Source organism: Otariodibacter oris (assembly GCF_009684715.1).
Taxonomy (GTDB): domain Bacteria; phylum Pseudomonadota; class Gammaproteobacteria; order Enterobacterales; family Pasteurellaceae; genus Otariodibacter; species Otariodibacter oris.
The window spans coordinates 63,714-89,896 of record NZ_CP016604.1 but is presented as its reverse complement, the minus strand read 5'-3'; the positions used below and the strand labels follow the sequence as shown (position 1 = coordinate 89,896).

Here is a 26,183-nt window from a genome sequence, read left to right as displayed (position 1 = left end):
CATAAAGTGAGGTATATATGAAAAAATTGATTATTGCAGTATTTGGTGCCGCCAATCAAGGAAAAACAAAAACACTAAGAGGACTGATTAAAAACTTGAAGAAGAATAAAATAAAATTGCTTAAGGAATATAAAATACATAGTAGAGATGATGTTGCTATTTTTGACTATAAAAATATTAAAATTGGTATTTCAACATCAGGTGATAATGGTAATGAAATAAAACATTGGGTTGATGATAAACTGATTAAAGAATATAACTGTGATATTATTGTTACAGCCTCTAGAACTAGAGGAAGCTCTGTTAAACAGTTAAAAAAAAGAAAAAAGACTCATAATATAGTATGGATTGAAAAATTATATAATCCTATCAGAAAAATAAATGAAAAATTAGATGAAAATTACTTCAAAAAGCTCACTGCACTAGAAATAGAATATTTAACAGATTACATTCTAAATTATGCTATTAGATAACTTTGATTTGAATATAGTAGTTTTAGTAAATGCATTATGGTTTTTTAGTTCTTATAATTAGATATTATCTAAACAGGCATAAAAAATAATTACTTACTACACATATTAAGTTTTCATAATTTTTTAAAATTAAGTTAGAATATCATTACTTTATTTCTTCTATTCAAATAATCAACTCATGAGTAATCCGGCCTGTCATTTTTCTTTCAATATAAGCCAATGGAATGTCGTTTGTAATAAAGCATTAAGTACTGAAGATTGGAAGCTAGGTGAAAATCATTGGTTTGCTATCTCTGATTTAGCTGAAGAGGTTAAACCTAAATTAGCTTTTTTACCTCCCATTAAACGCAGACGTTTAAGCGATTCTGCTAGATTATTTTTTGAGGCTGCATGGGAATTAACAGACAATGAAAGTAATTTACCTGTAGTTTATGCTTCTTTAAATAGTGAAATTAACCGTAGTTTTTCATTATGGCAATCACTTTTAACTGACGGTGATGTCTCCCCAACGTCATTTAGCTTATCTGTTCATAACGCACTCGTTGGACAATGGTCAGAAATGCGACAAGTAAAAAACGAAACGTCAGCAATTACTGCAACAAAAGATAATTTAGAAATTGCTATCATGGAAGCTTATTGCTTATTAAACGAAGGACATGAGAAAGTACTTGTCGTTATCGTAGAAAATCCATTAAGTAAAGATATTGAGGTTCAACCTGTAACAAGACATCCTTTTGCTTATGCATTGGCGATGATCATTGAAAAGGGAAATGACTACCAACTCAGTTTATATGCAAATTCATCTCACCAATTTGAACACTTAAATTTTGCAGATAATGCATTAACGTGGATAAAAAATACCTACTTAGCTCAAAGCCACTGGCAAACCCCGAATAGTCGAGGAGGATATTGGCAATGGCAGAAAAATTAGATTGGATAAGGCGATTTCTAGCAACACTATTTGGCTTTATTTTATTTGGTATCGTGGGCATTCTCTTTTTGATTATCCTTTATCCATATGCAAAAAAATATCCCCATCAGGATTTAGCCACTCAATTAGCTGGTAGGAAGATTGTCAGTAAAACATGGCTATTTTTTGTAAAGTATCTAACCCTTGCAGGCATATTAGACGTCACCTATCACGGATTTGAACGCCTAGGTAGAGAAGGCCAACTTGTTCTAGCAAATCATCCTTCATTATTAGATGTCGTACTCATTTTTAGCCAAGAGTCTCGTTTTAACTGTATTGTGAAAAAAGATTTAATGAAAAATCCTGCGATGACTAGCCCAATTAAAGCATGTGGATTTTTGCCCAATACAGAATCAGAAGAATTGTTGGAACAATGTGATAATATACTTAAAAATCAGTCACTTTTATTATTTCCAGAAGGAACCCGCACTGGATGGGATGGCGTTGTAAAATTACATCGGGGAGCAGTATCTATTGGTTTACGTAGTGCTAAAGTTATTACACCTATTGTCATAAAAATGTCACCGCTTAATTTTAAAAAAGGTCAACCTTGGTATAAAATCCCTTCACGAAAAATTCATTATCAATTTATTGTAGGTGAAGACATCGATCCTAAAGTATGGCTCGCTGAAAAACCATTACCAATTGCATCTCGTAAATTAAATGAATATTTAGAGCATTATTTCAATTTACATTCAAAGGATTAAAACATGGAACTTGAATTACAATTAAAGCAATTAATCATTGATAGTTTAGCACTCGAAGATATCAATGTTGAAGATATATACACGGATGCTCCATTATTTGGCGATGATGGTTTAGGTTTGGATTCTGTTGATGCGTTAGAACTTGGATTAGCCATACAAAAACGTTTTGGTTTACAATTAGATAGTCAACAACAAAATCTTCGTGAACATTTTGAAAGTGTTGCAACATTAGCAACGTTTATTCGTTCTCAACAAGTTTAAGGAAGCAATATGACAGAACAAGAAATCTATCAGATATTAGTCGATGCATTAGGTTCTCTTTTCGAAATCGATAAAGAGCAAGTTACTCTCGAAACCAATTTATACGAAGATCTTGAAATAGATAGCATTGATGCGATCGATTTAATTGATTATATCAAGCGTAAAACAGGATATAAGTTACAAGCTGAAGATTTTCGCAATGTACGTACAGTAAATGATGTCGTTGAGGCTGTTAAAAAAATTAGTCAGAATGCCCAACAATAAAACTGATGGAAAATAAATTTTTAAACAGCATACAACTTTCTTTAAATAATCATAATTTAATTTCTGATTGTTATATTGCATATCATCCTCAGAAAGCAGATTTAGTCGTTTGGGCTGAATTGTCGGCAGATGGAATTAATCTTTTCCGAGAAAAAGGACGTAATGCAGTTATAGAACAATCAAAAACTTATCTTTTAAAACAAGAAGGCAATCTTACTATTCCAGAATTATGGTACTTTATCGACAAGTTACCTCGAGATCATCAATCTCATGTTGACCTTGTAGCATTTGAAGAAACATGTACCACAGAGATCGTTGATCCTATCTGGATAAAAAAAGAGTATCAAGATGAGCAACTTGTCTTAAAAGGTAAGGTACCAATTGATCTTACTTTTTTTAAAGGACATTTTGCGGGTTTTCCTCTTGTTCCTGGCGTTATCGAATTACAGTGGGTAAATGATCAAATTACTGAATGTTTGGGTGTACAAAAAACAATTTTAAGAGTGGATAATCTTAAATTCCAAAAGTTCTTACGTCCAAACGATGATATAGAATTACACTTAACATGGCAGCCTGAAAATAACAGAGTTATCTTCCAATTAAAGACAGATAATGAAATGTGCAGTAGTGGCCGAATATTATTTTGTGATGAATAAACTTCGTCTAGTCGTGACAACCTTATTAACGCTAACCAGTGTAAGTTATCCAATTATTTGGGTATTGGCCAATGGTCAAACCTACATACTTCATTACTTACTCTATGTCATGGTGGTGCTTTGGGCTATCAGAGGCCTCTTGCAAGCAAAAGGCATATATCGATATTTTTCATTCTTTATGAGTATTTTGTTGTGTATTGTTGCTCTTACTCGAACAACATCGATGATGTTTTGGTATCCAGTGTTAATCAATATGGTAATGCTGATAATTTTTAGTTCGAGCCTATTTACCTCACAAACCATTGTCGAACGTCTAGCTCGATTAACTGACCCTAATTTACCGCCGAAAGGGATCTTGTATACTCGAAATGTGACTAAAATTTGGTGTCTATTCTTTGTGTTTAATGGTGGAATTACCATTGTATTAATCTTACTAAAAGAATATCAATATTGGGCAGTTTATACTGGCGTTATTTCATATATTTTAATGGCATTATTAATGTTGACTGAGTGGCTCATTAGACAACGAGTGATGAAGAAGAATGGATAATTATCAAAATAATTTATTAGATTGTACTCACTTGGTTGCGCTCAATCCAAAATGGAGTCTTATTGATTTTTCATCTCGAGTGCAACAAATCCGCCAACAGCTAGAACAAGATAAAATTCAAAAAGTCGCATTATGGATTGAGGATGCAAGCCAGTTTACTTGTGTGCTTTTAGCCTGCTTAAATACAAATTGTACCGTCTTATTACCTCCCAATTTACTACCAGAAAATAAGCAATGGATCGATGAAAATGCAGATGTGTTCATCACATCCACTCAATTCAACACCTATGGTATTTTGCAAAAAATTGAGCAAATCCAACCGCTTGTAGATAAAAATAATCCAACAGAAATTTGGCTAAAAACCTCCGGTAGCAGTGGTAACGCAAAAATCATAAAAAAAACAGCTAAACAAATGTGGAAAGAGGCTGAAATATTATCTCAAATACTTCCATTCGATAGAGGGAATCATATTGGGATATTAGGTAGTGTAAGTGTTCAGCATTTATATGGATTAACTTTTCGCATATTTTTAGCGATAGAAATGGGGTGGATATTAGGTAGAGAGCAATTACAGTATCCAGAATATTTGATTGCAGAAAGCTATCACTATCCCCAAGTTATTTGGATTAGCAGCCCCACATTATTAACAAACCTAAATATAGATAATATCAAAGTGAACAATCTTACTGGGGTTATTTCATCTGGTGGCGTATTACATAACCATATTGGTAATCATCTTAGAGAAAGATTACAAATTCCACTTGTTGAAATTTATGGAAGTACTGAAACTGGCGCAATTGCATTCCGCCAAGACGATCAATTATGGCAATCGTTACCTGAATCTACAATTGGTTTAAATAATGATGGCGTCTTATGGGTTGAATCTGCATGGATTAGTCAGAGAGAGCAAACTGCTGATGCTATTGAAATTAATCAAAATGGTTTCCAACTCCTTGGTCGATCAGATCGCATTGTAAAATTAGGAGATAAACGTGTCTCTTTGGTAAGAATTGAACAAGATTTATTATCTCACCCTTGGGTGATTGATTGTTATATTGCAATACACCCAGAAAAACATCGCCCTGTTGCTTGGGTGGCATTAAGTGAAGAAGGAATCAATACCCTTAAGCAAAATGCTCGAAAAGATCTGATTGAAAATTTAAAACAACATCTTATGCAAACTCAAGAACGCTTTACTTTACCTCGTTTTTGGCGGTTTTGTTTGAGACTTCCTCGCAATAGCCAATCCAAAATTCAGCGAAAAGATTTTGAAAAAGTCTGCTTTGCACAACAAGATGAGATTAATTAATGAAAAGCCAATTTAAACCTATTGCCATTATTCCTCACTATAATCATTCAGATACGATTAGTGCAGTCGTTGATAAATTAAGAAAATTGAATCTGCCTGTGTTAATTGTGGATGATGGGTCTAAAGATGAACACAAGATGGTGTTATCCATATTAGCAACACAAGAGGATATAAGTGTAATTTATCGCGAACAAAATGGGGGAAAGGGTGCAGCCGTAAAAACGGGCTTGTTGGAAGCATTCAAACAAGATTTTACTCATGCACTACAAGTTGATGCTGACGGGCAACATCGTATCGAAGATGCTGAGCTAATGCTTACAAAAAGTGAGCAGTCATCTACATCTTTAATTTGTGCCAATCCAATCTATAGTGATGATGCGCCTAAAGCTAGGCTATATGGTAGAAAAATAACTAATTTTTGGATCGCAATTAATACACTTTCTTTAGATATTCCCGATGGTATGTGTGGATTTAGGATTTATCCATTACAGCAAATTATGCCTATTGTGGAAAAAGAGAAAATTGGTGATTATATGGATTTTGATACGGAAATTTTGGTTAAAATACATTGGCGATATATTCCGATGATTTGGATAGATACGCCCGTTAAATATGAATTAGGTGGAGTCTCGCATTTTCGTGGTTGGAAAGATAATTGGTTAATTAGTAAAATGCATGCAAGATTATTTTTCGGCATGTTATTTAGATTATTATCAGGTAAAAAGGTATGAGTGCAGATCACTGGGCAAAACAAAATGAAAGAGGCACTCGTTTATTTCTAACAATTACACGATTAATTGTTAAATACTTTCCACTTTATATTATTCGATTAGTGACTTTTTTTGTGGTGAGTTATTTCTTTCTGACCGCCAAAAATATGAGAAAAAATATTGCAGAATATCAGCGTAATTTAAAAAAAACTTATCCCAATGTCGTACTGCCTAAATTCTCTGTTTTTCGTCAATTCCTTAATTTTGGGGAAGCGATTACTGATCGTTTTGCGGTTTGGCAAAAAAAGATAAATTTTAACGATATAATTATTGATGATTTAGACAATCTTCTTCAAGATATGGAAAAAGAAAGCCAACGAGGACAAATTTTAATTTGTTCTCATTTCGGTAATATTGAAGTTTGTCGAGCATTAGCAAATAGTGGACAACATAAAAACTTTAAATTAAATATCCTAGTCCATAATCATCATGCTCAAGAATTTAATCGTGCTTTAGCTGAAGCGGGTGCTGATGAATTATCCCTTATTCAAGTTGAAGATCTTGATGCACAGAAAATGATAGAACTTCATGAACGAGTTGAAAAAGGTGAGTGGATTGCCCTTGCAGTAGATCGTATTCCTATTAGAGGGGATAAAATAGAATCTATCGAATTTTTAGGTCAAGAAGCTGATTTTCCCCAAGGAGCATGGCTACTAGCAAGTATCTTAAAAGTTCCTATTAACACGATTTTCTGTTTGAAAGAGAATCGCCAATATAGATTAAAATTAAGACGCTTTTCTGATGGAATTACGGGAAGAGGAGTTAATCGACATAAAAATATTAGACAAGTAATGCAACGCTATGCAGAATTATTAGCGAATGAGTGTAGAGATAATCCTTTACTATGGTTTAATTTCTATGCATTTTGGCACCACGAAAATTAATTAAATTACTTTATCCCCAACTAAAATAGGAGTCCTTTATGAAACTTATTAAAACATTTGCTGTAACTTTAAGCGTAATTTTAATTGCAGCTTGTGCCCCCACAGATACAACACATTATTATTCTATTCAAGATGCATTAAACTCTCCACAAGCCAAACAAGTATTAGATCCAAATATTAAATTATCTTTTGCTAAACAGGCTTCAGGTAAAGTAATTCAATCAGGATTAGTGAGTAATAAGAAAACGAATGCAGTAAACAAGACAGACAAAGAGGCTTGTGAATGGGCGTTTTTATCTGCAGTAAAGCAATTCCAAGATACAGCAAAAGCTAATGGTGCAACAAAAGTAGGTAATCTTGTGAGTTACTATAAAAAGAATACTTATACTAGCTCCACACAATTCGAGTGTCATACAGGAAATATTATTGGTGGTGTTGCATTAAAAGGAGACATCGTTAAATAATTTATTAAAGCGGTAAGATTTTACAAATTTTGTAATTAATCTTACCGCTTGTTTTATTTGAGATTATTATGAAAATAAAAAAACATGTTTATGCTCATCATAGTTCGGAATATGAAATCCCATTCTTTGATGTAGATTCAATGAATATTATGTGGCATGGGCATTATGTAAAATATTTAGAAATGGCACGCTGTGCTTTTTTAGAAGAAATTAACTATACCTATGATGTAATGCGTGAACAAGGATACGGATGGCCTATTGTTCAAATCAATTTAAAATATGTCAAACCCGCATTATTTCGACAAAAAATCAGAGTAAATTTAGCTGTTGTCGAATATGAAAGCTGTATTCGAATTGATTATGTAATCGTTGATGTTGCTTCTGGAAATAAATTAACAACGGGTTCAACAACACAGGTTGCTGTTGATATTAATAGTGGAGAAATGCAATTACAAACTCCTCAATCTTGGCGTGATGCCATTGAGCATTACCACTCATTTAATCCAAATAACCTATGAAAAAATATATTATCAGTTTAGTTTTATTCTTATTTTCTTCACTCTCTTTTGGCTTTTCACAAGGAGAATTATTTGAATTACTTCAAAAGCCGAATAATACACAAGGAAATTTTACACAATCTCGGTTTTTAAAGGCACTAAATAATCCAATCATTATTTCAGGCGAATTCTCACTGATTAAAAATCAAGGTCTGTTATGGCATACTCAAAAACCATTTGAAAATTACCTACGAGTGTCTAAATCAGGTATCAATCAATGGAATGGAAAAAGTTGGGTAGAAAATAATAAGCTTGGAGAAAATGAACAAGTCTCTCTATTTTTAGGTTTACTTTCTGGAAATACCGATGCCTTAGCAAACCAATTTCAACTATCTCTACAAGGTTCAGATACTCAATGGCAATTAACATTAACACCCGAAAGTCTACTAATGAAACAAATTTTCACAGAGATCGTATTAAATGGAGATCAAGTTGTTAAACAAATTGAACTGAAAGAAAAACAAGGTGATAGAACACTTATCCAATTTAAAGATATTAAATTGAACGCACCAGTTTCTGCTTTTGCTCAAAAAGCATTACAACCGTAAGAGAATGGGTATGGGAAAATATTTAACATTATATCGTTATTGTTATGGATTATTTTTATCCGTTATTTTAGTGTTATTTTTTTCCCAACTTAGAACAGCATGGTTACAAACAGACTTAACACCATTACTACCACAGAATCACGCTTGGACAGAGATTCAAGAACGAGCAGATAAAATCCAAGAAGAAAAATTTAATAAAAAAGTGATTGCTTTGGTAGGTCATAAAGATCCAGAACGGGCTTTTTCACTCGCTAAACAAATCGAAAAGACTTGGGAATCAAGTAATCTATTTGAGCAAACAAATAATATAATCACTCCAGATCTTGAACAATTAAAACAAGAAATTTCACAATTAAGTCTCGCTATCTTACCTAAAGCAATTCAAACTCAACTAATTACACACCCAGAATCCTATTTTAGAGAATATGCAGAAGAAATTATTAATCCTTTTCAACAAAGTAACTTGCTATCATTAGATCAGGATTGGCTAGGATTTGGACGATTTGCTCTACATCAATCTCAACTGCAAAGTGCTATACAGTGGGATGCAGACACCGGCATGTTATTTGTCAAAAATAACGAGATAACTTGGGTGCTATTACAAGGTGATTTAACGCAACAGGATTTAATCAATCCTCAAACCAATATTCTTAATTTAATTGCAGATAACGAAAAAAGAGTGACTCAACAAGATGGGCAATTTCTTGTCACAGGCTCTGCTCTTTTTGCAAATGCCACAAAACAGCAGGCAGAACAAGAAAGTACAACAATGAGTATTGTTGGCATTAGCTTAACACTATTACTATTACTTATTGTATTTCGTACTTTTCGAGTGCTTTGGTTATTTACGCCTATTTTGGTTGGAGTATTAGGTGGAATAGTCATTACTGTATTTACAGTTGGGCATATTCACATTTTAACTTTAGTGATTGGAACCAGTCTTGTTGGTGTATTGATTGATTTTCCACTCCATTGGTTAGCCTCATCATTATTTCATCAGCATTGGAATGGGCAAAAAATGATGGAAAAATTATGTTTTCCATTTTTTATTAGCCTTATCGTAACATTAATTGGTTATATTCTGTTAGGTGTGACCTCTTTACCTATCCTTCAACAGACAGCCTTATTCTCTGCTACTGCCCTTATTTTTTCCATTCTTTTCACGTTACTTTTCTTACCTTTAGGATTTATACATTATCAATCAAAGAATTACCATATTGCATTACCTAATTTATCTTTAACCATAAATCCAATCATAAAATGGAGCTTGGGTTTTATCCTCTTTTTAGGTGTAGGATTGGGAATATATAGAAGTGAATGGAAAGATGATATACGTCAATGGGTTGCTTTACCTGAGCCATTATTATTACAAGCTAAAAAAATTTCAGACATTACTAAAATGGATTTAGGTTCACAATATTTTCTCCTCATTGCTGAGAATGATCAAAAATTATTAGAACAAGATCAGGTATTATCCAATACATTAGCATCTTTAAAACAACATGGAAAAGTAGATTCATTTCAATCTTTAAGTCAGTGGATACATTCTGAAAAAGCTCAAAAAGAATTTATTGTGCAATTAAATAATAAGATTAAACAATCTAATTATGCTGTATTTTCTGAAATTGGTATTCCAACAGAATATATAACAAATGCAATACAGTCTCTCCCAGAAGCCCCTATTATCACATTGACTCAAGCATTAAATACTCAAATAGGCCAAGCATGGAAGACATTATATTTGGGGGAAATCGAACCAAATAAAGTAGCATCAATCGTAAAATTATCAGGAATGAAAGATATTCAACTTATTCAATCATTAGAAAATAGTGTAGATATTTACTGGCAAGACAAACGTTCTCAAATGAACAATGCTTTTGAAAGAACACGTAATGAAGCGGGATGGCTCAAATTACTTTCTTTCCTTTTTGCAGGGTTATTATTGTGGAAGATTTTTGGAATAAAAAATGCCCTAAAAATGTTAGCAGTTCCACTTACCTCAATTATTTTCACCATTGCTATTTTTGGCTGGTTTTCATTACCAATTACATTATTCACAATGTTTGGTTTACTCTTAGTATCTGCAATTACGCTTGATTATACGGTTTATATGAAAATGGTTGACGAGCCTTTATCTGCTAAACACACAACAATTACATTAGCAGCAATAACGACTTTAATTTCTTTTTCTTTATTAGGTATAAGTACTACTCCTGCAATAGCAAGTTTTGGGCTAAGCGTGAGCATGGGTATTTTATTTAGTTTATTCGTTTTATTTAAAACATTACGCTAATAGCAAAAGGGCAAGGAAATGGAACAATTTGATGTTGTTATTATCGGAGCTGGACCAGCTGGCTCAGTATCCGCCTCATTACTTAAAAAACAAGGTTTAAATATTTGTGTACTAGAAAAACAATATTTTCCTCGTTTCGTTATTGGTGAGAGCTTACTTCCATATTGTATGGAAATTCTAGCAGAAGCAGAATTAGTCGATGCAATTAATGCAGAACCGAGTTTCCAGTTTAAAAACGGTGCCGCATTCACATGGGGAAACCGATATACCTATTTTGATTTTACGGATAAATTTACACAAGGTCCGGGGACAACATACCAAGTTCGTCGAGGGATTTTCGATAAAATTTTAATTGATGAAACAGAAAAAAAAGGTGTGACAGTTCGCTTTGGACATCAGGTCATTGCCTTTGATAATAGTGGTGAGCTTGCCGTTATCAATGTTAAAAATGAGCAAGGTGAAAATTATCAAATTTCGGCTAAATTTGTACTTGATGCAAGTGGATATGGACGAGTCCTACCTCAATTACTTGATCTAGAACTCCCCTCTCATTTACCTATGCGTATCGCTCATTTCACACACATTGATGATAATATTGATGATACGGAATTTGATCGCAATAAAATTTTAATTACAACTCACCCTAAATACAGAGATGTATGGCTATGGTTAATTCCATTTGCCGATAATCGTTGTTCCATTGGTGTTGTTGGATTACCAGAAACATTATCAGGAGAAAGCGAAAGTGTTTTGAAAAAATTTGCACTAGAAGCTCCGATGTTGAAACGCATTTTATCCAATGCAAATTGGGATAATGAAGTGCCATACCGTCAGATTAAAGGTTACTCAGCCAACGTAAAAACCTTATATGGAAACCACTTTGCTTTGTTAGGTAATGCCGCAGAATTTCTCGATCCTGTATTTTCTTCTGGGGTAACAATCGCATTACATTCTGCACGTCTAGCAAGCCGATTAATCACTCGTCAGCTCAAAGGAGAGCAAGTGGATTGGCAAAAAGAATTTACTGAACCACTTATGATTGGTGTGAATACATTTAGAACTTATGTAAATGGTTGGTATGATGAATCATTTCAGAATGTGATTTATGCAAAAAATCCCCAACCTGAAATTCGCCGAATAATCTCATCAATCCTAGCGGGTTATGCCTGGGATGAGACAAATCCTTTTGTCTCAAAATCAGATGCTCGATTACAAGCACTGGCGGAATTATGTGGAGTAGCCACACAAAATTAAACTTATCCGGAAATAAGCGGTTAGATACTTATTTTTTACTAAAATTTAATATAGGCTTTGTTATACTTATATATCAAGATAATAAAGTGATAAGGAGTATTCATTCTGAAGATAAAATTATCACTATTGTGATAAAACTCTTAATATAAATAAAAAATGGAAAGAAGAATAAAAATTAGAGGGATAATTTATATTTAATACTATACAATTATCCCTTTAAAATAGACGTCTGTCTTAATACTAAAACTGCGAGTTATTCTAGTATAAAATTTGTAAACACTTTTAGCTTTGTTTTTCAACTTGATTGAATTCTAATTCAACTGGTGTTGCACGACCAAAAATAGAAACTGAAACTTTCAAACGACCTTTTTCATAATCCACTTCTTCAACTGTACCATTAAAGTCTGCGAATGGGCCTTCAGTAACACGAACTTCTTCACCTGGTTGGAATTCTTTTCTATGACGTGGCTTATCTGCCGTTTCTTGTAATCTATTTAAAATACGATCGGCTTCACGTTGTGTAATCGGTGCAGGTTTATCTGCTGTACCACCAATAAATCCCATCACGCGAGGAACACTTTTTACTAAATGCCAAGTCTCATCATTCATTTCCATTTGTACTAAAACATAACCAGGAAAGAATTTTCTTTCTGTTTTACGGCGACGACCCGCAACATTTTCTACCACTTCTTCTGTTGGCACTAAAACTTCACCAAACTGATCTTCCATGTTATGAAGTTTGATATACTCACGCAATGTCATTGCAACTCGAGCTTCGAATCCCGAAAATGCTTGTAATACATACCAACGTTTTTTTGTGGTTTCTTTTATCTCTACTTCTTCCATCTTAGAACCTCAAATTTGTTAAGAATGTAACAACAGATACGATAACTGAGTCAATACCCCATAATATTAGAGCAACAACAACACAAGCTGCTAATACAATTAATGTGGTTTGAGTTGATTCTTGACGATTTGGCCAAACAATTTTTCTCAATTCATGACGAGACTCTTTCATAAAACTGATTGCTTTTTGGCCTTGGTTTGTAATCGCCGCAAAAGCAACTGCAGCAACAAGCAATACAACAAGTAATAAAACTCTAACGATCAAGGTGAAATGACTTGCAAAATAAGCATTTCCAATAGCAGCTACAGCAATAAGAACAATAGACAGTAGCCACAAAACACTGTTTACGCCTTTACTTTTTACACCCTTATTTTCAAGCTGCTGAGGGGCTTTCTTTTGATTTTCTTTAGACATAGACAACCTAAAATTTGTTAATAATCGAGAACGTTTAATTTTTAAAGCGTGCAATTCTAGCATTTTCTGCTTTCCTTGCCACGATCTTTTATCAAATTTCTGCTATTTACTTAAAATAATAGGGAGAAAAAGTAAATAATTACGCCTTAGATAATAAGCCAACCAGAATATTGATAATTTGTGGATAAAAATCAGTCTGTGTTTTTATACCTTTAACTTTGAGAACAAATCTTTGTAGCCAAGGTAAAAAATAGATTTGAACAAATTCTTGTTCTAATTCTTGATCAGATGACTCAATAATCTTTATAAGTAGCTCTATATACACGCACAAATGATCACTTGGTTCATGTGTTTCTTTATTTACCTGTAAACCAAACTCGATTAAAAGGTCATCCAAAAAAGCGAGATTCTTACTTAACTCAACTTCATCTAAATAAACTGATGCATAAGGCAAAGCACTTACTTCTCCATCCAGTAAAAAAAGCTGAGTATAATCTGCCGCTAACTCTAAATGGGAAAACTCTCTCTCTTTTATATCAGATAAAGACTGTTTAATCCCCTTTATTTCTTCACTAAAGCCTTGCTGAGCTAAAAAATCAAAAAACTCATCAAAAGAACCATTTTGATATTGTTCCAATTGTTGTTTAGACAATTCGTGACCAAGCACATTGCTTAGCCACGAATAGACAAATAAGCGTTCTTCACTTGTTATTTCAATCATAAAGTTATCTCTGTTGGTCCTTTGAATCCTGTTACCGCAGGAGCAGAACCTTCATATTTCTCTACGTTAACAAGACAGGTATTCGCTGATACCGCTTGTGCGAGCATTGATGAGCCAATATCAAGTGTCATCGTATTAGGGTCACCATAGGTATCAATAGAGCCAATTTCTTCATTTAATGGTGAATACCATGCACCTTCTTGTAAACGTACAACACCCGTAGGGAAATTATTCGAAACGTGAGCACCAACAATCGCTTGTCCACGATCATTATAAACTCGTACTAAATCACCATGTACAATACCTAAACGTTTTGCATCCTCTGGATTCATAAATAACGGCTCACGACCTTGAATTGTGTAAGTATCGCGTAACTCTTTTGATTCACAAAGCTGAGAGTGTAAACGTTTATCTGGGTGAACTGATTGTAACCAGAAATCAAATTTATCTGATTTAGGACCACCATGAGAGCGCTCTACTTTTTCGAACCACATTGGATGCCCTTTACAATCTTCATAACCATAGCTTGCGATAGTATTACTGAAAATCTCAATAAAGCCAGATGGTGTACCTAATGCATTTAATTCAGGATCTTCTCTGAAATCTGCATGGCGTACCCATGGTTTACCTTCTGGGAATAATACGTATCCTGTTTTCCAAAACTCTGCAAATGGAGGCATTTCAAATTTACCTTCATTTTCTGCACGGCAATCTTCATACAGTTTTTCAACCCACTCCATTTCACTCATGCCACGAGTATATTCTTTTTCTTTACCAAAACGGCGACAAAGCCCACGGAAAATATCAAAGTCAGAACGAGAATCGTAAAGTGGATCAACCAATTTCTGCATGGCAATCACACCACGGCTACTGTAAGAACCATAAGCATCAATATCATTACGCTCAAAAGGTGTACATGCTGGTAAAACAATATCAGAGAAACGACAAGTTGCTGTCCAACTATAATTGATAGAAACGATAGTTTCCAAACTTTGGAAAGCTTTTTTCATCTTATTACGTTCAGATTGGCGATGCCATTGGTTACAACCAGTAAAGATTGCCATTTTTAATGGAGAATAAACAACTTCTTTACCATTAGCATTAATTTTTTGTCCTGGATTTAATAAAGCATCCGTTAAACGAGCAACAGGTATAGATGAACTGTAACCGTTGTAATCGGTATTTGGATATTTTTGTGTTTGTCCTTCATCTAAATTTAATGGGAAAGATCCTGGCATTGCTGCACCAGACTCGGGCACACCAATTGAACTGTAGTGGTGAGCATAACTAATACCCCCGCCTGGTAAACCAATTTGTCCTAACATAGAAGCAAGTACAGCAGCCATCCAGTAAGGTTGTTCACCATGTTGCTGACGTTGAATAGCCCAACCTAAAATAAGCTGAGTACGTTTACCCGCAAGCATACGAGCAAATTCTCGAATCTCATCAGCACTGATACCGCAAATTTCTGATGCCCATTCTGCTGTTTTTGGTTTTTTATCTTCAGTTTCACCCAATAAATATGGCACAAACTTTTCAAAACCAACGGTATACATATCAATAAATTTTTTATCGTATAAATTCTCAGTATAAAGTGTGTGAGCAATAGCTAACATGAAAGCAACATCACTTAATGGATTAATATATTTATACTCTGCACCAAGGTAGTTTTGTGTCTTACATTTCACTGGGTCAACACAAACAACATTGACTTCTTTATTAGCAACTTTTTGTTTTAATTGCTCTAAATACTTATAAGCTTCATGTGTTTCACAGTTCCAACCCACTTGTAAATTCTTAATTGGATCACTCGCCCAGAAAATAATATTTTCACTCTCTTTTAGGATAATTTCCCAAGATGTTCCTTGTGAATAAACTTCCGTTGAACCCAACACATAAGGAAGAATAACTTGTCCTGCCCCAGTCGAATAGTCTCCACTGGTACTCACACTATTTCCATGCATTCCAATTGCACGAATCATATGGTTACCACAGCTATGGAATTGTCCTGTCGCACGCCAGCCAACGTTTGCAGTATGTAATGCCCATGGGCCGTAATCTTGCTGAATACGCTCTAATTCTTCATAAAAGAAGTCTAAAGCCTCATCCCAAGTCACACGGACAAAACGGTTATCACCACGTTCTGCTGTGTTACTATTGTGACGTTTCTTCAACCAATCCAAACGAACCATTGGATAGCGAACACGTGATTCACTATAAATTAATCCTTTAATACCATTGATCATTTCTGTTGGATATTGGTCATATTCAAATGGTTTTATTTCTTCTACTCGACCATTTTGAATTTTTGCTCGAATCGCACCCCAGTGCGATCCAGTAATTTTCCAAGCAGTCAGATCTTCACCTTCTTTTGCAAATGCTTTTTGAGGCACAAGGAAATTTGGCATGGTAAATGTAGCTGCCATAACGGACATATTTTTTAAAAATTGACGACGTGATTGTTTCATATGATTTCCTTATTCAGCGTGCTGTTCAAAATCGGAAGAATGAAGTTGTAAGTAACGTAAAACTTCTTTACCTGTTTGTTTATCAATATTGGTAAAACCAACCATTCCATTGAATAAACCAATCCAAGTATTTGAATCAAAATGCGCCACTTCTGGTTGTCTATGACAAGTACTACATTGTGTTTTATAAGTATTTTCTGCATCTGCCCAAATTGGTTTAATGTCTTCAATTAATGAAGCTTTTGGTACCCACACTTGCATTTTTACATTCTGCCAAGTTAAACCAGTAAGTGGATCTTCTTGAGTAGCAATCACTTCAAATTTTGGTTCTGTTTGCATAAATTCTTTGCTTAATACCGCATCAGTAATATTTTTACCAAATTGATGATACCAAATTCGTCCAAAGCCCTTATTTTTACGCCACATAGTTAATTCAACTAAATCCGCATCTTTACCAGACTTAACAAAAGTCACAGGTACCGCTGTTTCTAATTGACCGATGTTGCTAGACATTGCTTCGTCATTAAATAATTTAACATTTGCTTTGGTAAAGTAGGTTTTATCTGCACTTAATGAAGAAACCACTAAATTATCAAATTTTGATGCTGAGCCTTTAGATGCTTTCATTTCTGGTAAATGGTGAGCAATACCCTTATGACAATCCATACAACTTTGATCTCTTTCCGCAGCAGGTATCATCGCTTTTTTAGCGAGATCTGACATATTGTCAAAGTCCATTCGTTCATAACTATGGCATGTTTTACACTCTTTTGAACCATTAGCAGCAAAACGCGCCCACTCCCTTTCTGCCATTTCTTGACGATGTTCTTCAAAAGAACCTTCCTCGTCATATTTTCCAGTGAATTCAGCAAACACTTCTCGCATTGCTTGCACTTTACGTGCAAATTTAGGTGTTTTTTCGTGAGGTAAATGGCAATTAGAACAAGTTGCAGTAACACCTGAACTATTTGACCAATGCACAGTTTCTTTTAATTCCGCAAGCGGTTGTTCCATTGAGTGACAACTCACACAGAACTCTTCTGTACTTGTGCTATCCATCACATCATTAAATGATTGCCAACTGATCGCACCCGCAATAAAACCTAATGTCACTAAAATACCTAAACCAATTTTAGCCGAAGGTTTCATAAATAAATTTTTAATAAATTTGAATAATTTCATAATCGCTCCATTTTGGTTAAGCTGTTGGCAAACCAATCACAAACATCTGTAATAGCCATACAACCAGACCATACGCTCCTACACAAGCAAACATTAAAATAGGTAGTACTACACCGATTAATGCAACAGTTTTAATTACATCTTGAAACAATGAATTTTTCACTTGTTCCATAAATCCCCCTGAAAAACAGCTCTAAAAAATAAAAAAGTAATTACACATATATTATTCTTCACTATACGTTAATTCATTCTTTATTAATTGATAATAATCAATAAACACTCCATAAAGAACAAATAACTCACTTACCTGGTATAATATTTACACAAAATGATAATTATTTTTATGTTTTAAAAATGTGAATTTTTTGTTATTTTTTAATAAGTTACTATTTAAAAAATCAAATAAAAAAAGATACAATATTAATACTTATTTTACTTTCAAAATTTTTAAAAATTCCCTAATAACTAAGTCTATATTGGTGAAATATTTAGCCTATATTTTTCTTTTCCCTTGATATTTGAAAAATCACCCCTAGATCTGCAAACAGTTTTATAAAAATAAAAGGATTAAAGATGACAACAATCGTATGCGTTCGTCGTAATGGGAAAGTTGCAATAGGCGGTGACGGTCAAGCAACATTGGGAAACTCAATAGAAAAAGGTACGGTAAGAAAAGTTCGCCGTATGTATAAAGATCAAGTTGTAACTGGATTTGCAGGCTCAACCGCTGATGCTTTTATTTTGCGTGAATTATTTGAGAAGAAATTAGAATTACACCAAGGGCATCTCATTAAAGCCGCCGTTGAATTAGCCAAAGAATGGCGTTCTGATCGGGCATTACGTCGCTTAGAAGCGATGATGATTGTTGCCAACTCAAGTGAATTCCTACTTGTCTCTGGAAGTGGCGATGTTATCGAGCCAGAACAAGACGTACTAGCGATTGGTTCAGGTGGAAATTATGCAAAAGCAGCCGCTCTTGCTTTACTTAGAACAGAGAACAACCTTTCTGCTAAAGAAATCGTATCAGAAGCCCTTAAAATTTCAGGTGATATTGATATTTACAGTAATCATAATCACGTTATCGAAGAAGTTTAACTAAGATAAGTTTAAATCAAGGAATTTGCAAAAAATCGGAAAAAAGTGACCGCTTGCAGATTCTATTTTGAATACTTGAAAACTAGGTATTCAAAGAAAAAAAGATAAAGGAATAAATTATGTCAATGACACCTCGTGAAATCGTATCAGAACTTGATGCACATATTATCGGACAAAACGAAGCAAAACGTGCGGTGGCAATCGCATTGCGTAACCGCTGGCGTCGTATGCAATTACCAGAAGAATTGCGCCAAGAAGTGACTCCAAAAAATATTTTGATGATCGGACCAACTGGGGTTGGTAAAACTGAAATTGCTCGTCGTTTAGCGAAATTAGCCAATGCACCTTTCATCAAAGTCGAAGCAACTAAATTTACTGAAGTGGGTTATGTCGGGAAAGAAGTTGATTCAATTATCCGTGATTTAACAGATGTTGCGATCAAACTTGTCCGCCAACAAGCCGTAGAAAAAAATAAATTCAGAGCAGAAGAAGCTGCAGAAGATCGCATTTTAGATATTTTACTTCCGCCGGCGAAAGATCAATGGGGAAATTCTGAAGAAACGGAATCGAATAAAACTACTCGTCAAATTTTCCGTAAAAAATTACGTGAAGGCTCACTTGATGACAAAGAAATTGAAATCGAAATTTCATCCCCTGTGAGTGTAGAAATCATGACTCCACCGGGTATGGAAGATATGACTTCACAACTTCAATCTTTATTTGAGGGTATGTCGCCTAGTAAAACCAAAAAACGCAAAATGAAAATCAAAGATGCGTTTAAAGTATTAATTGAAGAAGAAGCGGCGAAACTGGTTAATCCAGAAGAGTTAAAACAACAAGCGATTGAAGCAGTTGAACAACACGGGATCGTATTTATTGATGAAATCGATAAAATTGCTAAGAAAAGTGGCAATAGTGGTGGCGATGTTTCTCGTGAAGGGGTACAACGTGATTTACTCCCTATTATCGAAGGTTCAACAGTCAATACTAAGCACGGTATGGTAAAAACCGACCATATTTTGTTTATCTGTTCAGGGGCATTCCAAGTGACTCGCCCATCTGATCTATTGCCAGAATTGCAAGGTCGTTTACCAATTCGGGTAGAATTAAAATCACTCAACCAAGCTGACTTTGAACGTATTTTAACAGAGCCAAGTGCCTCATTAACCTTACAATATCGTGAGTTAATGAAAACAGAAGGTGTGGAAATTGAATTTACGAAAGACGGTATTAGCCGTATTGCTGAAGCTGCGTTCCGTGTGAATGAAAAAACTGAAAACATTGGGGCAAGACGCTTACACACCGTGTTAGAACACTTGATGGATGATATTTCATTTGATGCGAGCGAACGCTCAGGTGACAAAATTGTAATTGATGAACAATATGTTGCTAACGCTCTAAATGATGTGGTTGAGAATGAAGATTTAAGTCGTTATATCCTGTAATCGTTCAATTAATATAGCGGTCACTTTCTGCAAAACTTTTGCAAAAAGTGACCGCTTGTTTTTATTAAGCTCTATCTAATGACATTGCCAATAATGTAATTGGATGCAAACAAGTTAATTTAGTGGACATATCTATTTGCCATTTACAGGTTTCACATTCTGAAATAACAAAATCAAATCCGCCATTATTAATATTTTCAAACAATGTATTACCTATCGCTTGGGAAACATCATAGTTCTCAGATTTAAAGCCATAAGTCCCTGCAATACCACAACATTGTGAAGGCAACATCACAATTTCTAGATCAGGGATATGCTTTAATACCTCTAATGTATAAGGAGCCCAACCTGCTTTATCAACGTGACAAGCAGTGTGATAAGCAATGCGTAATGGCATTGATTTAAAGCGAGGTTTTTTGCCTGCATTGAATAATTGATAAAGATATTGTGTCACGATATTCATATGAGGACGAACCTTGGCATTATCCATCCCTAAAATATGATGATATTCATCACGTAAATTCATTGTACAACTGGATGATGTGCCAACGACTTCGATTTCTTTATCAACGACTTTTTCTAACTCTTTTAAATTAAATTTTGCTAATTTTTTTGCTTTATCTGGGAAACCATTCACCGATAAAGGCAAGCCACAGCATTTTTCTTTTTCAAGAAGAACGACCCCAATATCCATTGCATTAAAGACATCAATCAGATCTTTTCCTAACTGTGGATTATTATAATTCACATAACATCCATGATAGTAAGCAACTTTTTCTCGGTAGAGTGATTGACGTTCCGCCTCTTTTTTCAAATACCAATTTCTAAAAGAACCGAAAGAGTACTTAGGTAATGTACGATGACGGCTAACATTCAGTGTTTTTTCCAGTAAAAAACGAGTTGCTTTCAAGCCAGTAATACCATTTACAATCGGGGCTAATGGCGTATTTACCTTACCCATTAAATCGGTATTACTGAGTACGGCATCACGTAATTTATGCATCAAAGGTTTATTCTGACGATCAAGATGATTATTTCTCGCTCGGACAATTAAGTCCCCAATTTTTACATCCGATGGGCAAGCCACTTCACAACGTTTACAGTTAGTACAATATTTTAATGCTTCATCATAAAGCTCGGCACTTTTTAGACGTAAACGCTCGCCATCAGGACCCGATTGTTTTGGTCCCGGATAAAATGGATTTTGGCGAGAAACAGGGCAAACAGCAGTACAAGCCGTACATTTGATGCAACTTTCGAAAGATTCATCTATTCCGCCATGATGATGAATAGCTGAAGCGGATTGCATTTGTTGCTGTGCACTGTCAATTAATTGTTGAAGATTCATTTTGCACCTCCAATTTGTTCCGCTACATACAATGCTGTTACCACAGCAATGCCTGAACCACAACCAAGTTCTAAACTATCCGATCCACCAATAACATTACCGATGGCATAGAGATTATCCATAAATTGCCCCGATACTTTGACTTGGCAATATTCGTTGATAGCAACTCCTGCCGATTGATAAGGCTGAGGCGCGGAAAAACGTTGTGACGTCCAAGACAAGCGGTTAGATGGTTCAAAATTTTTGTAACCAATAATGTCTGAATTAAATACAGGCTCATATATCCGTTCAAATTCAGCAACTAAGCCATTACTGAAAAAACTGCCTGTCGCCAATACAAAATGTTCAGCTTTAATCGCATCATTTGGATGCAAAGAAGTGAAAATTTGACTGACCTTACCATTCTCAATATCTGCTTTAACCGCTTTATCGCCATTCAGCATTAGACCACCTAACATTTCAAAATGGCTACGTAATTGCTTATGTTGTCGAATGCCTAATAATGATGGAGGTAAAGTCGGTAATTCAAAAATGGCTTTGCCCACTTTCTCTTTTAATATATTAAAGAAACCTTGATCATCTAACCCAAAGCAAGCAGGTAAGAAAATCGCCTCTGCATTTTTGCTCGAATCTCGAATTTCTGTAATTAAATCTCTAAAGGCTAGTTTATGCTCCAATAATTGGGCGATATTCACACTTCTAAATTCTCGTGCGTTATCTCGTAGCTGATCTAATTCAGGAATATTGAGATAGCCTGTCGATAATTCACAATGGGCAAACTGTGGATTTTGTTTTAAGTTTTCCGCTAATAATTGTGGTTGGAAATCGTGATAGCCTTCAATCCCTAAAATCGCGATAGATTTATGCGGAAAGGTTTCGCTATTTTGTATAGTTGGTACACTGTTTGGCGATAGCCAACTACCACGCAATCCGCCTAAAGGCGTAACGCGAAAATGGTTCCCTTGAGTTGAACCCTCTAAATCTAAATTTAACGTTTTGGCTAATTTTTCAAATTGTTGCGCTTTTTCTAATACTTTTTCCGCCCCAATTAAACTATAGGGGTGTTCAGGTAACTGTTGCTGTAACAATGGATAAGATTTGCAAAACTCATTCACAATCTCACCGCTTGGTAAGCGACTCAATAAGTCCATTGAACCTGAAGAGAAATCAATTGCTGCTTGACCATTGTTGATGATCACACAACGTTTACCTTGTTCTTGTAGCGTAATCCCACAAGTTAATCCCGCAAGACCGCCACCAATAATTACGACATCAAAATTCATTGTTATCCGTCCCTTGCTGAGCTTGTTGATCAAGTGGTTGAACATCGTTTAAACCAAGTAGGCTGTAATAGATCCAACTGGTGAAATCGGCTTCTCGAATAGCATCCCCCCACGCAATAGGTTCAATTCCTCGCCAACGCTCTTCCATAAAAGAGGCTAATTGGGTGGTTGATTGACGAGGTGTAGCAACATCAAAACGAGTCATTAAACCCGCAGCACGACAGGCACAAAGTTCAGCTTGACAAGTCCCCATTCCCACACGAGTACGGCGACGAAGATCGACTAAATTATTAACACTTAACTCATCCACGGCATAACGAACTTCACCCGCAGTTACCGCTTCACATTCACAGACGAGAGAACGGTCTAAACGCTCTTTATCAAGTAAGCGTGTTGCACGAGAACCGTGACGATATACGGCAGAGTAGCGAATGGTACTTGGCAATGAAATGACTTTATTATTGGTTTCTGCTCGGCTTTCACTTGAACCCGGTAAGACATTTTCAGCAGTCACACAGCGGGCAGATTTGTTTAATTTTTTGCAAACGAGATCGGTCGCCCATTCAGCCATTAGACGATAAGTCATTAATTTACCACCAGTGATAGTGATAAACCCATCTAGTCCATCACGCTCTTGGTGATCGAGTAAAACAATTCCTCGGCTGACATTACGTCCTGAAGGATCGTCATCGGCAGCCACTAATGGACGAACACCCGCATAAGCACGTAAAACACGAGTATGGCGTAAACTTGGCGCTAATTTTTCACCTTCTCTAAATAAGATATCGACTTCTTCTGGCGTGACTTCCATATTATCGATTTGATCGTAAGGAATACGACTTGAGGTAGTACCAATCACACAAATGGTATCACCTGGTACTAAAATATCGGCATCAGCAGGGTTACGGCAACGATTGATAACCATTTTGTTGATACGATGCCCCATAACTAATAAAGCACCTTTGGCGGGGAACATTTTGATTTTTAAATCAGCATATTCGGCAATACCTTGTCCCCAAATTCCACCTGCATTGACCACGACTTCGGCAAAAAATTGACGATCGACTCGATTTTTGTGATCGTAAACATTCACTCCAATCACTTTACCACCTTCTCGGATCAATCCTTTTACTTCGCAGTAGGTAAAGACTTTAGCTCCATTCTCTGTTGCATCCATCATATTTGAAGCAGTTAAGCGGAATGGGTCAATAGAGCCATCAGGCACAACCACCGCTCCAACTAGATTGGGATTAACGGAAGGTTCCATATATTTGGCAAGTTTAGGATCGATAGCAATCGCCTCAATCCCTGAAGCTGAACAAGCATCTAGGAATGTTTTTTGATAAGCAAGATCATCTTCAGGCAAGGTAATGAATAGACCTTCAGTTTCATCAACACAGTGACGAGCAATTTTACGTAAAATCTTATTCTCTTCGATACACTCCGTTGCAGATTCTCTGTCTTTTACTGCATATCTTGCACCACTGTGTAGTAAACCATGATTTCGACCAGTTGCACCAGTCGCAATATCTCGACGTTCGAGTAAAATGCAATTAATACCACGTAAAGCACAATCACGAGCAATCCCCGCTCCCGTTGCACCACCACCAATAATAATCACATCTGTGGTTTGTGGTGAAAAATCGCCCACATTTCGATATATTTGAGGTGATATAGTCATAACCTCCCCCACAAAAAATGTTTATAAAAGAAATAAAATTGGATTAATTTTATCCAAATGAGCATTTTCGAACAAGAAAATAAATCATATAATGTGAAATAGATCACTATTCTTTATTCTTTTATCTTTTTTAACATCTAAAACACATTATTTTGTGAGTATCTTCACAAATTTAAATAAAATTTCTGATGTTTTTTTTTCTTTTTCGCTATGATGTTAGTCGCTTTATAAAAAATACAATCACAACCCTTTGGAGATTACTATGTTTGGTCCATTTAAACCGGCTCCGCATATTCCGGAGCTACCAAAAGATAAAATAGATCCCACTTATAGACGGCTGCGTTGGCAAGTTTTTGCAGGGATTTTCTTCGGCTATGCCGCTTACTATTTTGTTCGTGCTAATTTCGATTTAGCTCAAAAAGGGCTAATTGATGCAGGAATGTATACAAAAACTGATTTAGGGGTTATTGGTACTGCTGCTGGTTTAGCATACGGACTTTCTAAATTTATCATGGCGGGGATGTCTGACCGCTCAAATCCGAGAGTTTTTTTACCGTTCGGTTTACTACTTTCTGGTTTATGTATGACCTTAATGGGACTTGTTCCTTGGGCAACATCAAGCATTCTTGTAATGTGGGTAATCATCTTCTTAAATGGTTGGTTCCAAGGTATGGGATGGCCTCCATCAGGAAAAACAATGGTACATTGGTGGTCTAAAAGTGAACGTGGAACAATCGTTTCTATTTGGAATACTGCTCACAATGTTGGGGGGATGGTTCCAGGTGCAATGGTATTACTAGCAAGTGCATTATATTTCAGTAACCACGGCGTTCAAGCAACGGCTAAAGATGTATGGCAACAAGCTTTATACTTCCCTGGTATTGCTGCGATGATTGTTTCTGTACCGATTTTCTTAATCATGCGTGATACACCACAATCTTGTGGTTTACCACCAATTGAAAAATAGCGTAACGATTATCCTGATGATTATGACGAAAAAACTTACGAAAATGAATTAACAACAAAAGAAATTTTCGTAACTTACGTATTAAAAAATAAATTATTATGGTACATCGCAATCGCTAATGTGTTTGTTTATCTAATCCGTTATGGCGTATTAAAATGGTCACCTGTTTATTTAGGTGAAGTTAAACATTTCAATATTAAAGGAACAGCTTGGGCATATACGATTTATGAATTAGCAGCGATTCCAGGTACATTAATTTGTGGTTGGGTATCAGATAAAGTATTTAAAGGTAAACGTGGTTTAACAGGATTAATCTTTATGGCATTAACAACAGCAGCAGTTGTCGCATATTGGTTAAACCCTGCAACACCTGAAGCGGAACTCGCACAATATAAAGTATGGTATGAAAATCCATATCAATTAACAGACTTTATTTTAATGACTGCAATTGGTTTCTTAATTTATGGTCCAGTAATGTTAATTGGCTTACACGCCCTTGAACTTGCTCCGAAGAAAGCAGCAGGTACAGCGGCTGGATTTACAGGTCTATTTGGTTATCTCGGTGGTACTGTTGCAGCATCTGCGGTTGTAGGTTGGGCAGCAGATAGATTTGGCTGGGATGGCGGTTTTTATGTCATTATTGGTGGAGGGGTAATCTCTGTATTACTTCTACTCATTGTGACGATAGAAGAAGCTAAGCATAAAGCAAAACTTGAAGACCATTACGGTAAATAAAATCTAATTTAAAAAGGAAGAATGGTCATTCTATTCT

General features: G+C 35.3%; 26 protein-coding genes and 1 pseudogene. 18 read left to right on the top strand and 9 right to left on the bottom strand.

Features of this window, described 5'->3' with window-relative positions; genetic code table 11:
- The first annotated feature begins 17 nt into the window (after nucleotides 1–17).
- The 15 genes from A6A10_RS00430 (at nucleotide 18) to A6A10_RS00360 (ending at nucleotide 11,960) form a co-directional block, all read left to right on the top strand.
- The gene (locus tag A6A10_RS00430; RefSeq protein ID WP_121122942.1) at nucleotides 18–473 is read left to right on the top strand and encodes a hypothetical protein; all 456 of its coding nucleotides are present in this window, start codon (nucleotides 18–20) and stop codon (nucleotides 471–473) included.
- Nucleotides 474–651: 178 nt separating this feature from the next.
- The gene (locus tag A6A10_RS00425; RefSeq protein WP_121122940.1) at nucleotides 652–1,404 is read left to right on the top strand and encodes a beta-ketoacyl synthase chain length factor; all 753 of its coding nucleotides are present in this window, start codon (nucleotides 652–654) and stop codon (nucleotides 1,402–1,404) included.
- Nucleotides 1,389–2,150, top strand: a complete 762-nt coding sequence (locus A6A10_RS00420; protein WP_121122939.1) for a lysophospholipid acyltransferase family protein — start codon at nucleotides 1,389–1,391, stop codon at nucleotides 2,148–2,150. The genes A6A10_RS00425 and A6A10_RS00420 overlap by 16 nt, the downstream gene beginning before the upstream one ends.
- Before the next feature lie 3 nt (nucleotides 2,151–2,153).
- Nucleotides 2,154–2,411: a phosphopantetheine-binding protein gene (locus tag A6A10_RS00415; RefSeq protein ID WP_121122937.1), complete on the top strand. Its 258-nt coding sequence runs from the start codon at nucleotides 2,154–2,156 to the stop codon at nucleotides 2,409–2,411.
- Between the two features lie 9 nt (nucleotides 2,412–2,420).
- The gene (locus A6A10_RS00410; RefSeq protein WP_121122934.1) at nucleotides 2,421–2,675 is read left to right on the top strand and encodes an acyl carrier protein; all 255 of its coding nucleotides are present in this window, start codon (nucleotides 2,421–2,423) and stop codon (nucleotides 2,673–2,675) included.
- 5 nt (nucleotides 2,676–2,680) lie between these two features.
- The gene (locus A6A10_RS00405; RefSeq protein ID WP_121122932.1) at nucleotides 2,681–3,331 is read left to right on the top strand and encodes an ApeI family dehydratase; all 651 of its coding nucleotides are present in this window, start codon (nucleotides 2,681–2,683) and stop codon (nucleotides 3,329–3,331) included.
- Entirely contained in the window at nucleotides 3,324–3,881 is a 558-nt protein-coding gene (locus A6A10_RS00400; RefSeq protein ID WP_121122930.1) for a COG4648 family protein, read from the top strand. Before A6A10_RS00405 ends, A6A10_RS00400 begins: the two co-directional genes overlap by 8 nt.
- Nucleotides 3,874–5,190 (top strand): class I adenylate-forming enzyme family protein, encoded by a 1,317-nt coding sequence (locus A6A10_RS00395; RefSeq protein WP_121122928.1) that lies wholly within the window; start codon nucleotides 3,874–3,876, stop codon nucleotides 5,188–5,190. Before A6A10_RS00400 ends, A6A10_RS00395 begins: the two co-directional genes overlap by 8 nt.
- Nucleotides 5,190–5,921 (top strand): glycosyltransferase family 2 protein, encoded by a 732-nt coding sequence (locus tag A6A10_RS00390; RefSeq protein WP_121122926.1) that lies wholly within the window; start codon nucleotides 5,190–5,192, stop codon nucleotides 5,919–5,921. The genes A6A10_RS00395 and A6A10_RS00390 overlap by 1 nt, the downstream gene beginning before the upstream one ends.
- A complete protein-coding gene (locus A6A10_RS00385; RefSeq protein WP_121122924.1) occupies nucleotides 5,918–6,844 on the top strand; it encodes an LpxL/LpxP family acyltransferase in 927 nt (308 codons plus the stop codon). The genes A6A10_RS00390 and A6A10_RS00385 overlap by 4 nt, the downstream gene beginning before the upstream one ends.
- Before the next feature lie 38 nt (nucleotides 6,845–6,882).
- Nucleotides 6,883–7,308, top strand: a complete 426-nt coding sequence (locus A6A10_RS00380) for an excinuclease ABC subunit A (protein WP_121122922.1) — start codon at nucleotides 6,883–6,885, stop codon at nucleotides 7,306–7,308.
- Nucleotides 7,309–7,382: 74 nt separating this feature from the next.
- Nucleotides 7,383–7,826, top strand: a complete 444-nt coding sequence (locus A6A10_RS00375; protein WP_195759404.1) for an acyl-CoA thioesterase — start codon at nucleotides 7,383–7,385, stop codon at nucleotides 7,824–7,826.
- Nucleotides 7,823–8,413 carry a LolA family protein gene (locus A6A10_RS00370; RefSeq protein WP_121122918.1) on the top strand — a complete coding sequence of 197 codons (591 nt, stop codon included), beginning with the start codon at nucleotides 7,823–7,825 and terminating at the stop codon, nucleotides 8,411–8,413. Before A6A10_RS00375 ends, A6A10_RS00370 begins: the two co-directional genes overlap by 4 nt.
- 10 nt (nucleotides 8,414–8,423) lie before the next feature.
- Nucleotides 8,424–10,706, top strand: a complete 2,283-nt coding sequence (locus A6A10_RS00365) for an MMPL family transporter (RefSeq protein ID WP_121122916.1) — start codon at nucleotides 8,424–8,426, stop codon at nucleotides 10,704–10,706.
- Between the two features lie 18 nt (nucleotides 10,707–10,724).
- Nucleotides 10,725–11,960 carry an NAD(P)/FAD-dependent oxidoreductase gene (locus A6A10_RS00360; protein WP_121122914.1) on the top strand — a complete coding sequence of 412 codons (1,236 nt, stop codon included), beginning with the start codon at nucleotides 10,725–10,727 and terminating at the stop codon, nucleotides 11,958–11,960.
- Nucleotides 11,961–12,242: 282 nt separating this feature from the next.
- Here the strand turns inward: A6A10_RS00360 and nusG are convergent, their stop codons facing one another.
- From nusG to A6A10_RS00330, 6 genes are all read right to left on the bottom strand, one after another.
- The gene (gene nusG, locus A6A10_RS00355) at nucleotides 12,243–12,806 is read right to left on the bottom strand and encodes a transcription termination/antitermination protein NusG (RefSeq protein WP_121122912.1); all 564 of its coding nucleotides are present in this window, start codon (nucleotides 12,804–12,806) and stop codon (nucleotides 12,243–12,245) included.
- 1 nt (nucleotide 12,807) lies between these two features.
- The gene (secE, locus tag A6A10_RS00350) at nucleotides 12,808–13,221 is read right to left on the bottom strand and encodes a preprotein translocase subunit SecE (protein WP_121123234.1); all 414 of its coding nucleotides are present in this window, start codon (nucleotides 13,219–13,221) and stop codon (nucleotides 12,808–12,810) included.
- A 139-nt stretch (nucleotides 13,222–13,360) separates the two neighbouring features.
- A complete protein-coding gene (gene torD, locus A6A10_RS00345) occupies nucleotides 13,361–13,942 on the bottom strand; it encodes a molecular chaperone TorD (protein WP_121122910.1) in 582 nt (193 codons plus the stop codon).
- Complete coding sequence (torA, locus tag A6A10_RS00340) at nucleotides 13,939–16,410, bottom strand: trimethylamine-N-oxide reductase TorA (protein WP_121122908.1); 2,472 nt, start codon at nucleotides 16,408–16,410, stop codon at nucleotides 13,939–13,941. Before torA ends, torD begins: the two co-directional genes overlap by 4 nt.
- A 9-nt stretch (nucleotides 16,411–16,419) precedes the next feature.
- Nucleotides 16,420–17,592 carry a pentaheme c-type cytochrome TorC gene (gene torC, locus A6A10_RS00335; RefSeq protein ID WP_121122906.1) on the bottom strand — a complete coding sequence of 391 codons (1,173 nt, stop codon included), beginning with the start codon at nucleotides 17,590–17,592 and terminating at the stop codon, nucleotides 16,420–16,422.
- 16 nt (nucleotides 17,593–17,608) lie between these two features.
- Nucleotides 17,609–17,764: a nitrate/trimethylamine N-oxide reductase NapE/TorE gene (locus A6A10_RS00330; protein ID WP_121122904.1), complete on the bottom strand. Its 156-nt coding sequence runs from the start codon at nucleotides 17,762–17,764 to the stop codon at nucleotides 17,609–17,611.
- A gap of 401 nt (nucleotides 17,765–18,165) precedes the next feature.
- On the opposite strand from A6A10_RS00330, the gene hslV reads away from it, so the two are divergent.
- Both hslV and hslU read left to right on the top strand, forming a co-directional pair.
- Nucleotides 18,166–18,687: an ATP-dependent protease subunit HslV gene (gene hslV / locus A6A10_RS00325; RefSeq protein ID WP_121122902.1), complete on the top strand. Its 522-nt coding sequence runs from the start codon at nucleotides 18,166–18,168 to the stop codon at nucleotides 18,685–18,687.
- A gap of 116 nt (nucleotides 18,688–18,803) precedes the next feature.
- Nucleotides 18,804–20,132 (top strand): HslU--HslV peptidase ATPase subunit, encoded by a 1,329-nt coding sequence (gene hslU / locus A6A10_RS00320; protein WP_195759403.1) that lies wholly within the window; start codon nucleotides 18,804–18,806, stop codon nucleotides 20,130–20,132.
- A 64-nt stretch (nucleotides 20,133–20,196) separates the two neighbouring features.
- Here the strand turns inward: hslU and glpC are convergent, their stop codons facing one another.
- Genes glpC through glpA form a run of 3 tightly spaced genes read right to left on the bottom strand, consistent with a single transcriptional unit; the run spans nucleotide 20,197 to nucleotide 24,444 of the window.
- On the bottom strand, nucleotides 20,197–21,480 hold the full coding sequence (gene glpC / locus A6A10_RS00315; RefSeq protein ID WP_121122898.1) for an anaerobic glycerol-3-phosphate dehydrogenase subunit GlpC: 1,284 nt from the start codon (nucleotides 21,478–21,480) through the stop codon (nucleotides 20,197–20,199).
- On the bottom strand, nucleotides 21,477–22,763 hold the full coding sequence (gene glpB / locus A6A10_RS00310) for a glycerol-3-phosphate dehydrogenase subunit GlpB (RefSeq protein ID WP_121122897.1): 1,287 nt from the start codon (nucleotides 22,761–22,763) through the stop codon (nucleotides 21,477–21,479). Before glpB ends, glpC begins: the two co-directional genes overlap by 4 nt.
- Nucleotides 22,753–24,444, bottom strand: coding sequence for an anaerobic glycerol-3-phosphate dehydrogenase subunit A (gene glpA, locus A6A10_RS00305; RefSeq protein ID WP_121122895.1), 1,692 nt, complete (start codon nucleotides 24,442–24,444; stop codon nucleotides 22,753–22,755). Before glpA ends, glpB begins: the two co-directional genes overlap by 11 nt.
- A 262-nt stretch (nucleotides 24,445–24,706) precedes the next feature.
- Here glpA and glpT point away from each other — a divergent pair.
- A pseudogene (gene glpT / locus A6A10_RS00300) lies at nucleotides 24,707–26,146 on the top strand (glycerol-3-phosphate transporter).
- Nucleotides 26,147–26,183 lie beyond the last annotated feature (37 nt).

What these genes read in the sequence shown, in the direction of transcription:
- glpA (WP_121122895.1), bottom strand. Translation starts at nt 24,444, where the DNA reads ATGACTATATCACCTCAAATATATCGAAATGTGGGCGATTTTTCACCA.
- A6A10_RS00385 (WP_121122924.1), top strand. Translation starts at nt 5,918, where the DNA reads ATGAGTGCAGATCACTGGGCAAAACAAAATGAAAGAGGCACTCGTTTA.
- A6A10_RS00400 (WP_121122930.1), top strand. Translation starts at nt 3,324, where the DNA reads ATGAATAAACTTCGTCTAGTCGTGACAACCTTATTAACGCTAACCAGT.
- A6A10_RS00365 (WP_121122916.1), top strand. Translation starts at nt 8,424, where the DNA reads ATGGGAAAATATTTAACATTATATCGTTATTGTTATGGATTATTTTTA.
- A6A10_RS00370 (WP_121122918.1), top strand. Translation starts at nt 7,823, where the DNA reads ATGAAAAAATATATTATCAGTTTAGTTTTATTCTTATTTTCTTCACTC.
- A6A10_RS00420 (WP_121122939.1), top strand. Translation starts at nt 1,389, where the DNA reads ATGGCAGAAAAATTAGATTGGATAAGGCGATTTCTAGCAACACTATTT.
- torC (WP_121122906.1), bottom strand. Translation starts at nt 17,592, where the DNA reads ATGAAATTATTCAAATTTATTAAAAATTTATTTATGAAACCTTCGGCT.
- A6A10_RS00410 (WP_121122934.1), top strand. Translation starts at nt 2,421, where the DNA reads ATGACAGAACAAGAAATCTATCAGATATTAGTCGATGCATTAGGTTCT.
- A6A10_RS00390 (WP_121122926.1), top strand. Translation starts at nt 5,190, where the DNA reads ATGAAAAGCCAATTTAAACCTATTGCCATTATTCCTCACTATAATCAT.
- A6A10_RS00425 (WP_121122940.1), top strand. Translation starts at nt 652, where the DNA reads ATGAGTAATCCGGCCTGTCATTTTTCTTTCAATATAAGCCAATGGAAT.
- hslV (WP_121122902.1), top strand. Translation starts at nt 18,166, where the DNA reads ATGACAACAATCGTATGCGTTCGTCGTAATGGGAAAGTTGCAATAGGC.
- A6A10_RS00380 (WP_121122922.1), top strand. Translation starts at nt 6,883, where the DNA reads ATGAAACTTATTAAAACATTTGCTGTAACTTTAAGCGTAATTTTAATT.
- A6A10_RS00330 (WP_121122904.1), bottom strand. Translation starts at nt 17,764, where the DNA reads ATGGAACAAGTGAAAAATTCATTGTTTCAAGATGTAATTAAAACTGTT.
- A6A10_RS00415 (WP_121122937.1), top strand. Translation starts at nt 2,154, where the DNA reads ATGGAACTTGAATTACAATTAAAGCAATTAATCATTGATAGTTTAGCA.
- nusG (WP_121122912.1), bottom strand. Translation starts at nt 12,806, where the DNA reads ATGGAAGAAGTAGAGATAAAAGAAACCACAAAAAAACGTTGGTATGTA.
- glpB (WP_121122897.1), bottom strand. Translation starts at nt 22,763, where the DNA reads ATGAATTTTGATGTCGTAATTATTGGTGGCGGTCTTGCGGGATTAACT.
- torA (WP_121122908.1), bottom strand. Translation starts at nt 16,410, where the DNA reads ATGAAACAATCACGTCGTCAATTTTTAAAAAATATGTCCGTTATGGCA.
- torD (WP_121122910.1), bottom strand. Translation starts at nt 13,942, where the DNA reads ATGATTGAAATAACAAGTGAAGAACGCTTATTTGTCTATTCGTGGCTA.
- A6A10_RS00405 (WP_121122932.1), top strand. Translation starts at nt 2,681, where the DNA reads ATGGAAAATAAATTTTTAAACAGCATACAACTTTCTTTAAATAATCAT.
- A6A10_RS00395 (WP_121122928.1), top strand. Translation starts at nt 3,874, where the DNA reads ATGGATAATTATCAAAATAATTTATTAGATTGTACTCACTTGGTTGCG.
- secE (WP_121123234.1), bottom strand. Translation starts at nt 13,221, where the DNA reads ATGTCTAAAGAAAATCAAAAGAAAGCCCCTCAGCAGCTTGAAAATAAG.
- glpC (WP_121122898.1), bottom strand. Translation starts at nt 21,480, where the DNA reads ATGAATCTTCAACAATTAATTGACAGTGCACAGCAACAAATGCAATCC.
- A6A10_RS00360 (WP_121122914.1), top strand. Translation starts at nt 10,725, where the DNA reads ATGGAACAATTTGATGTTGTTATTATCGGAGCTGGACCAGCTGGCTCA.
- A6A10_RS00430 (WP_121122942.1), top strand. Translation starts at nt 18, where the DNA reads ATGAAAAAATTGATTATTGCAGTATTTGGTGCCGCCAATCAAGGAAAA.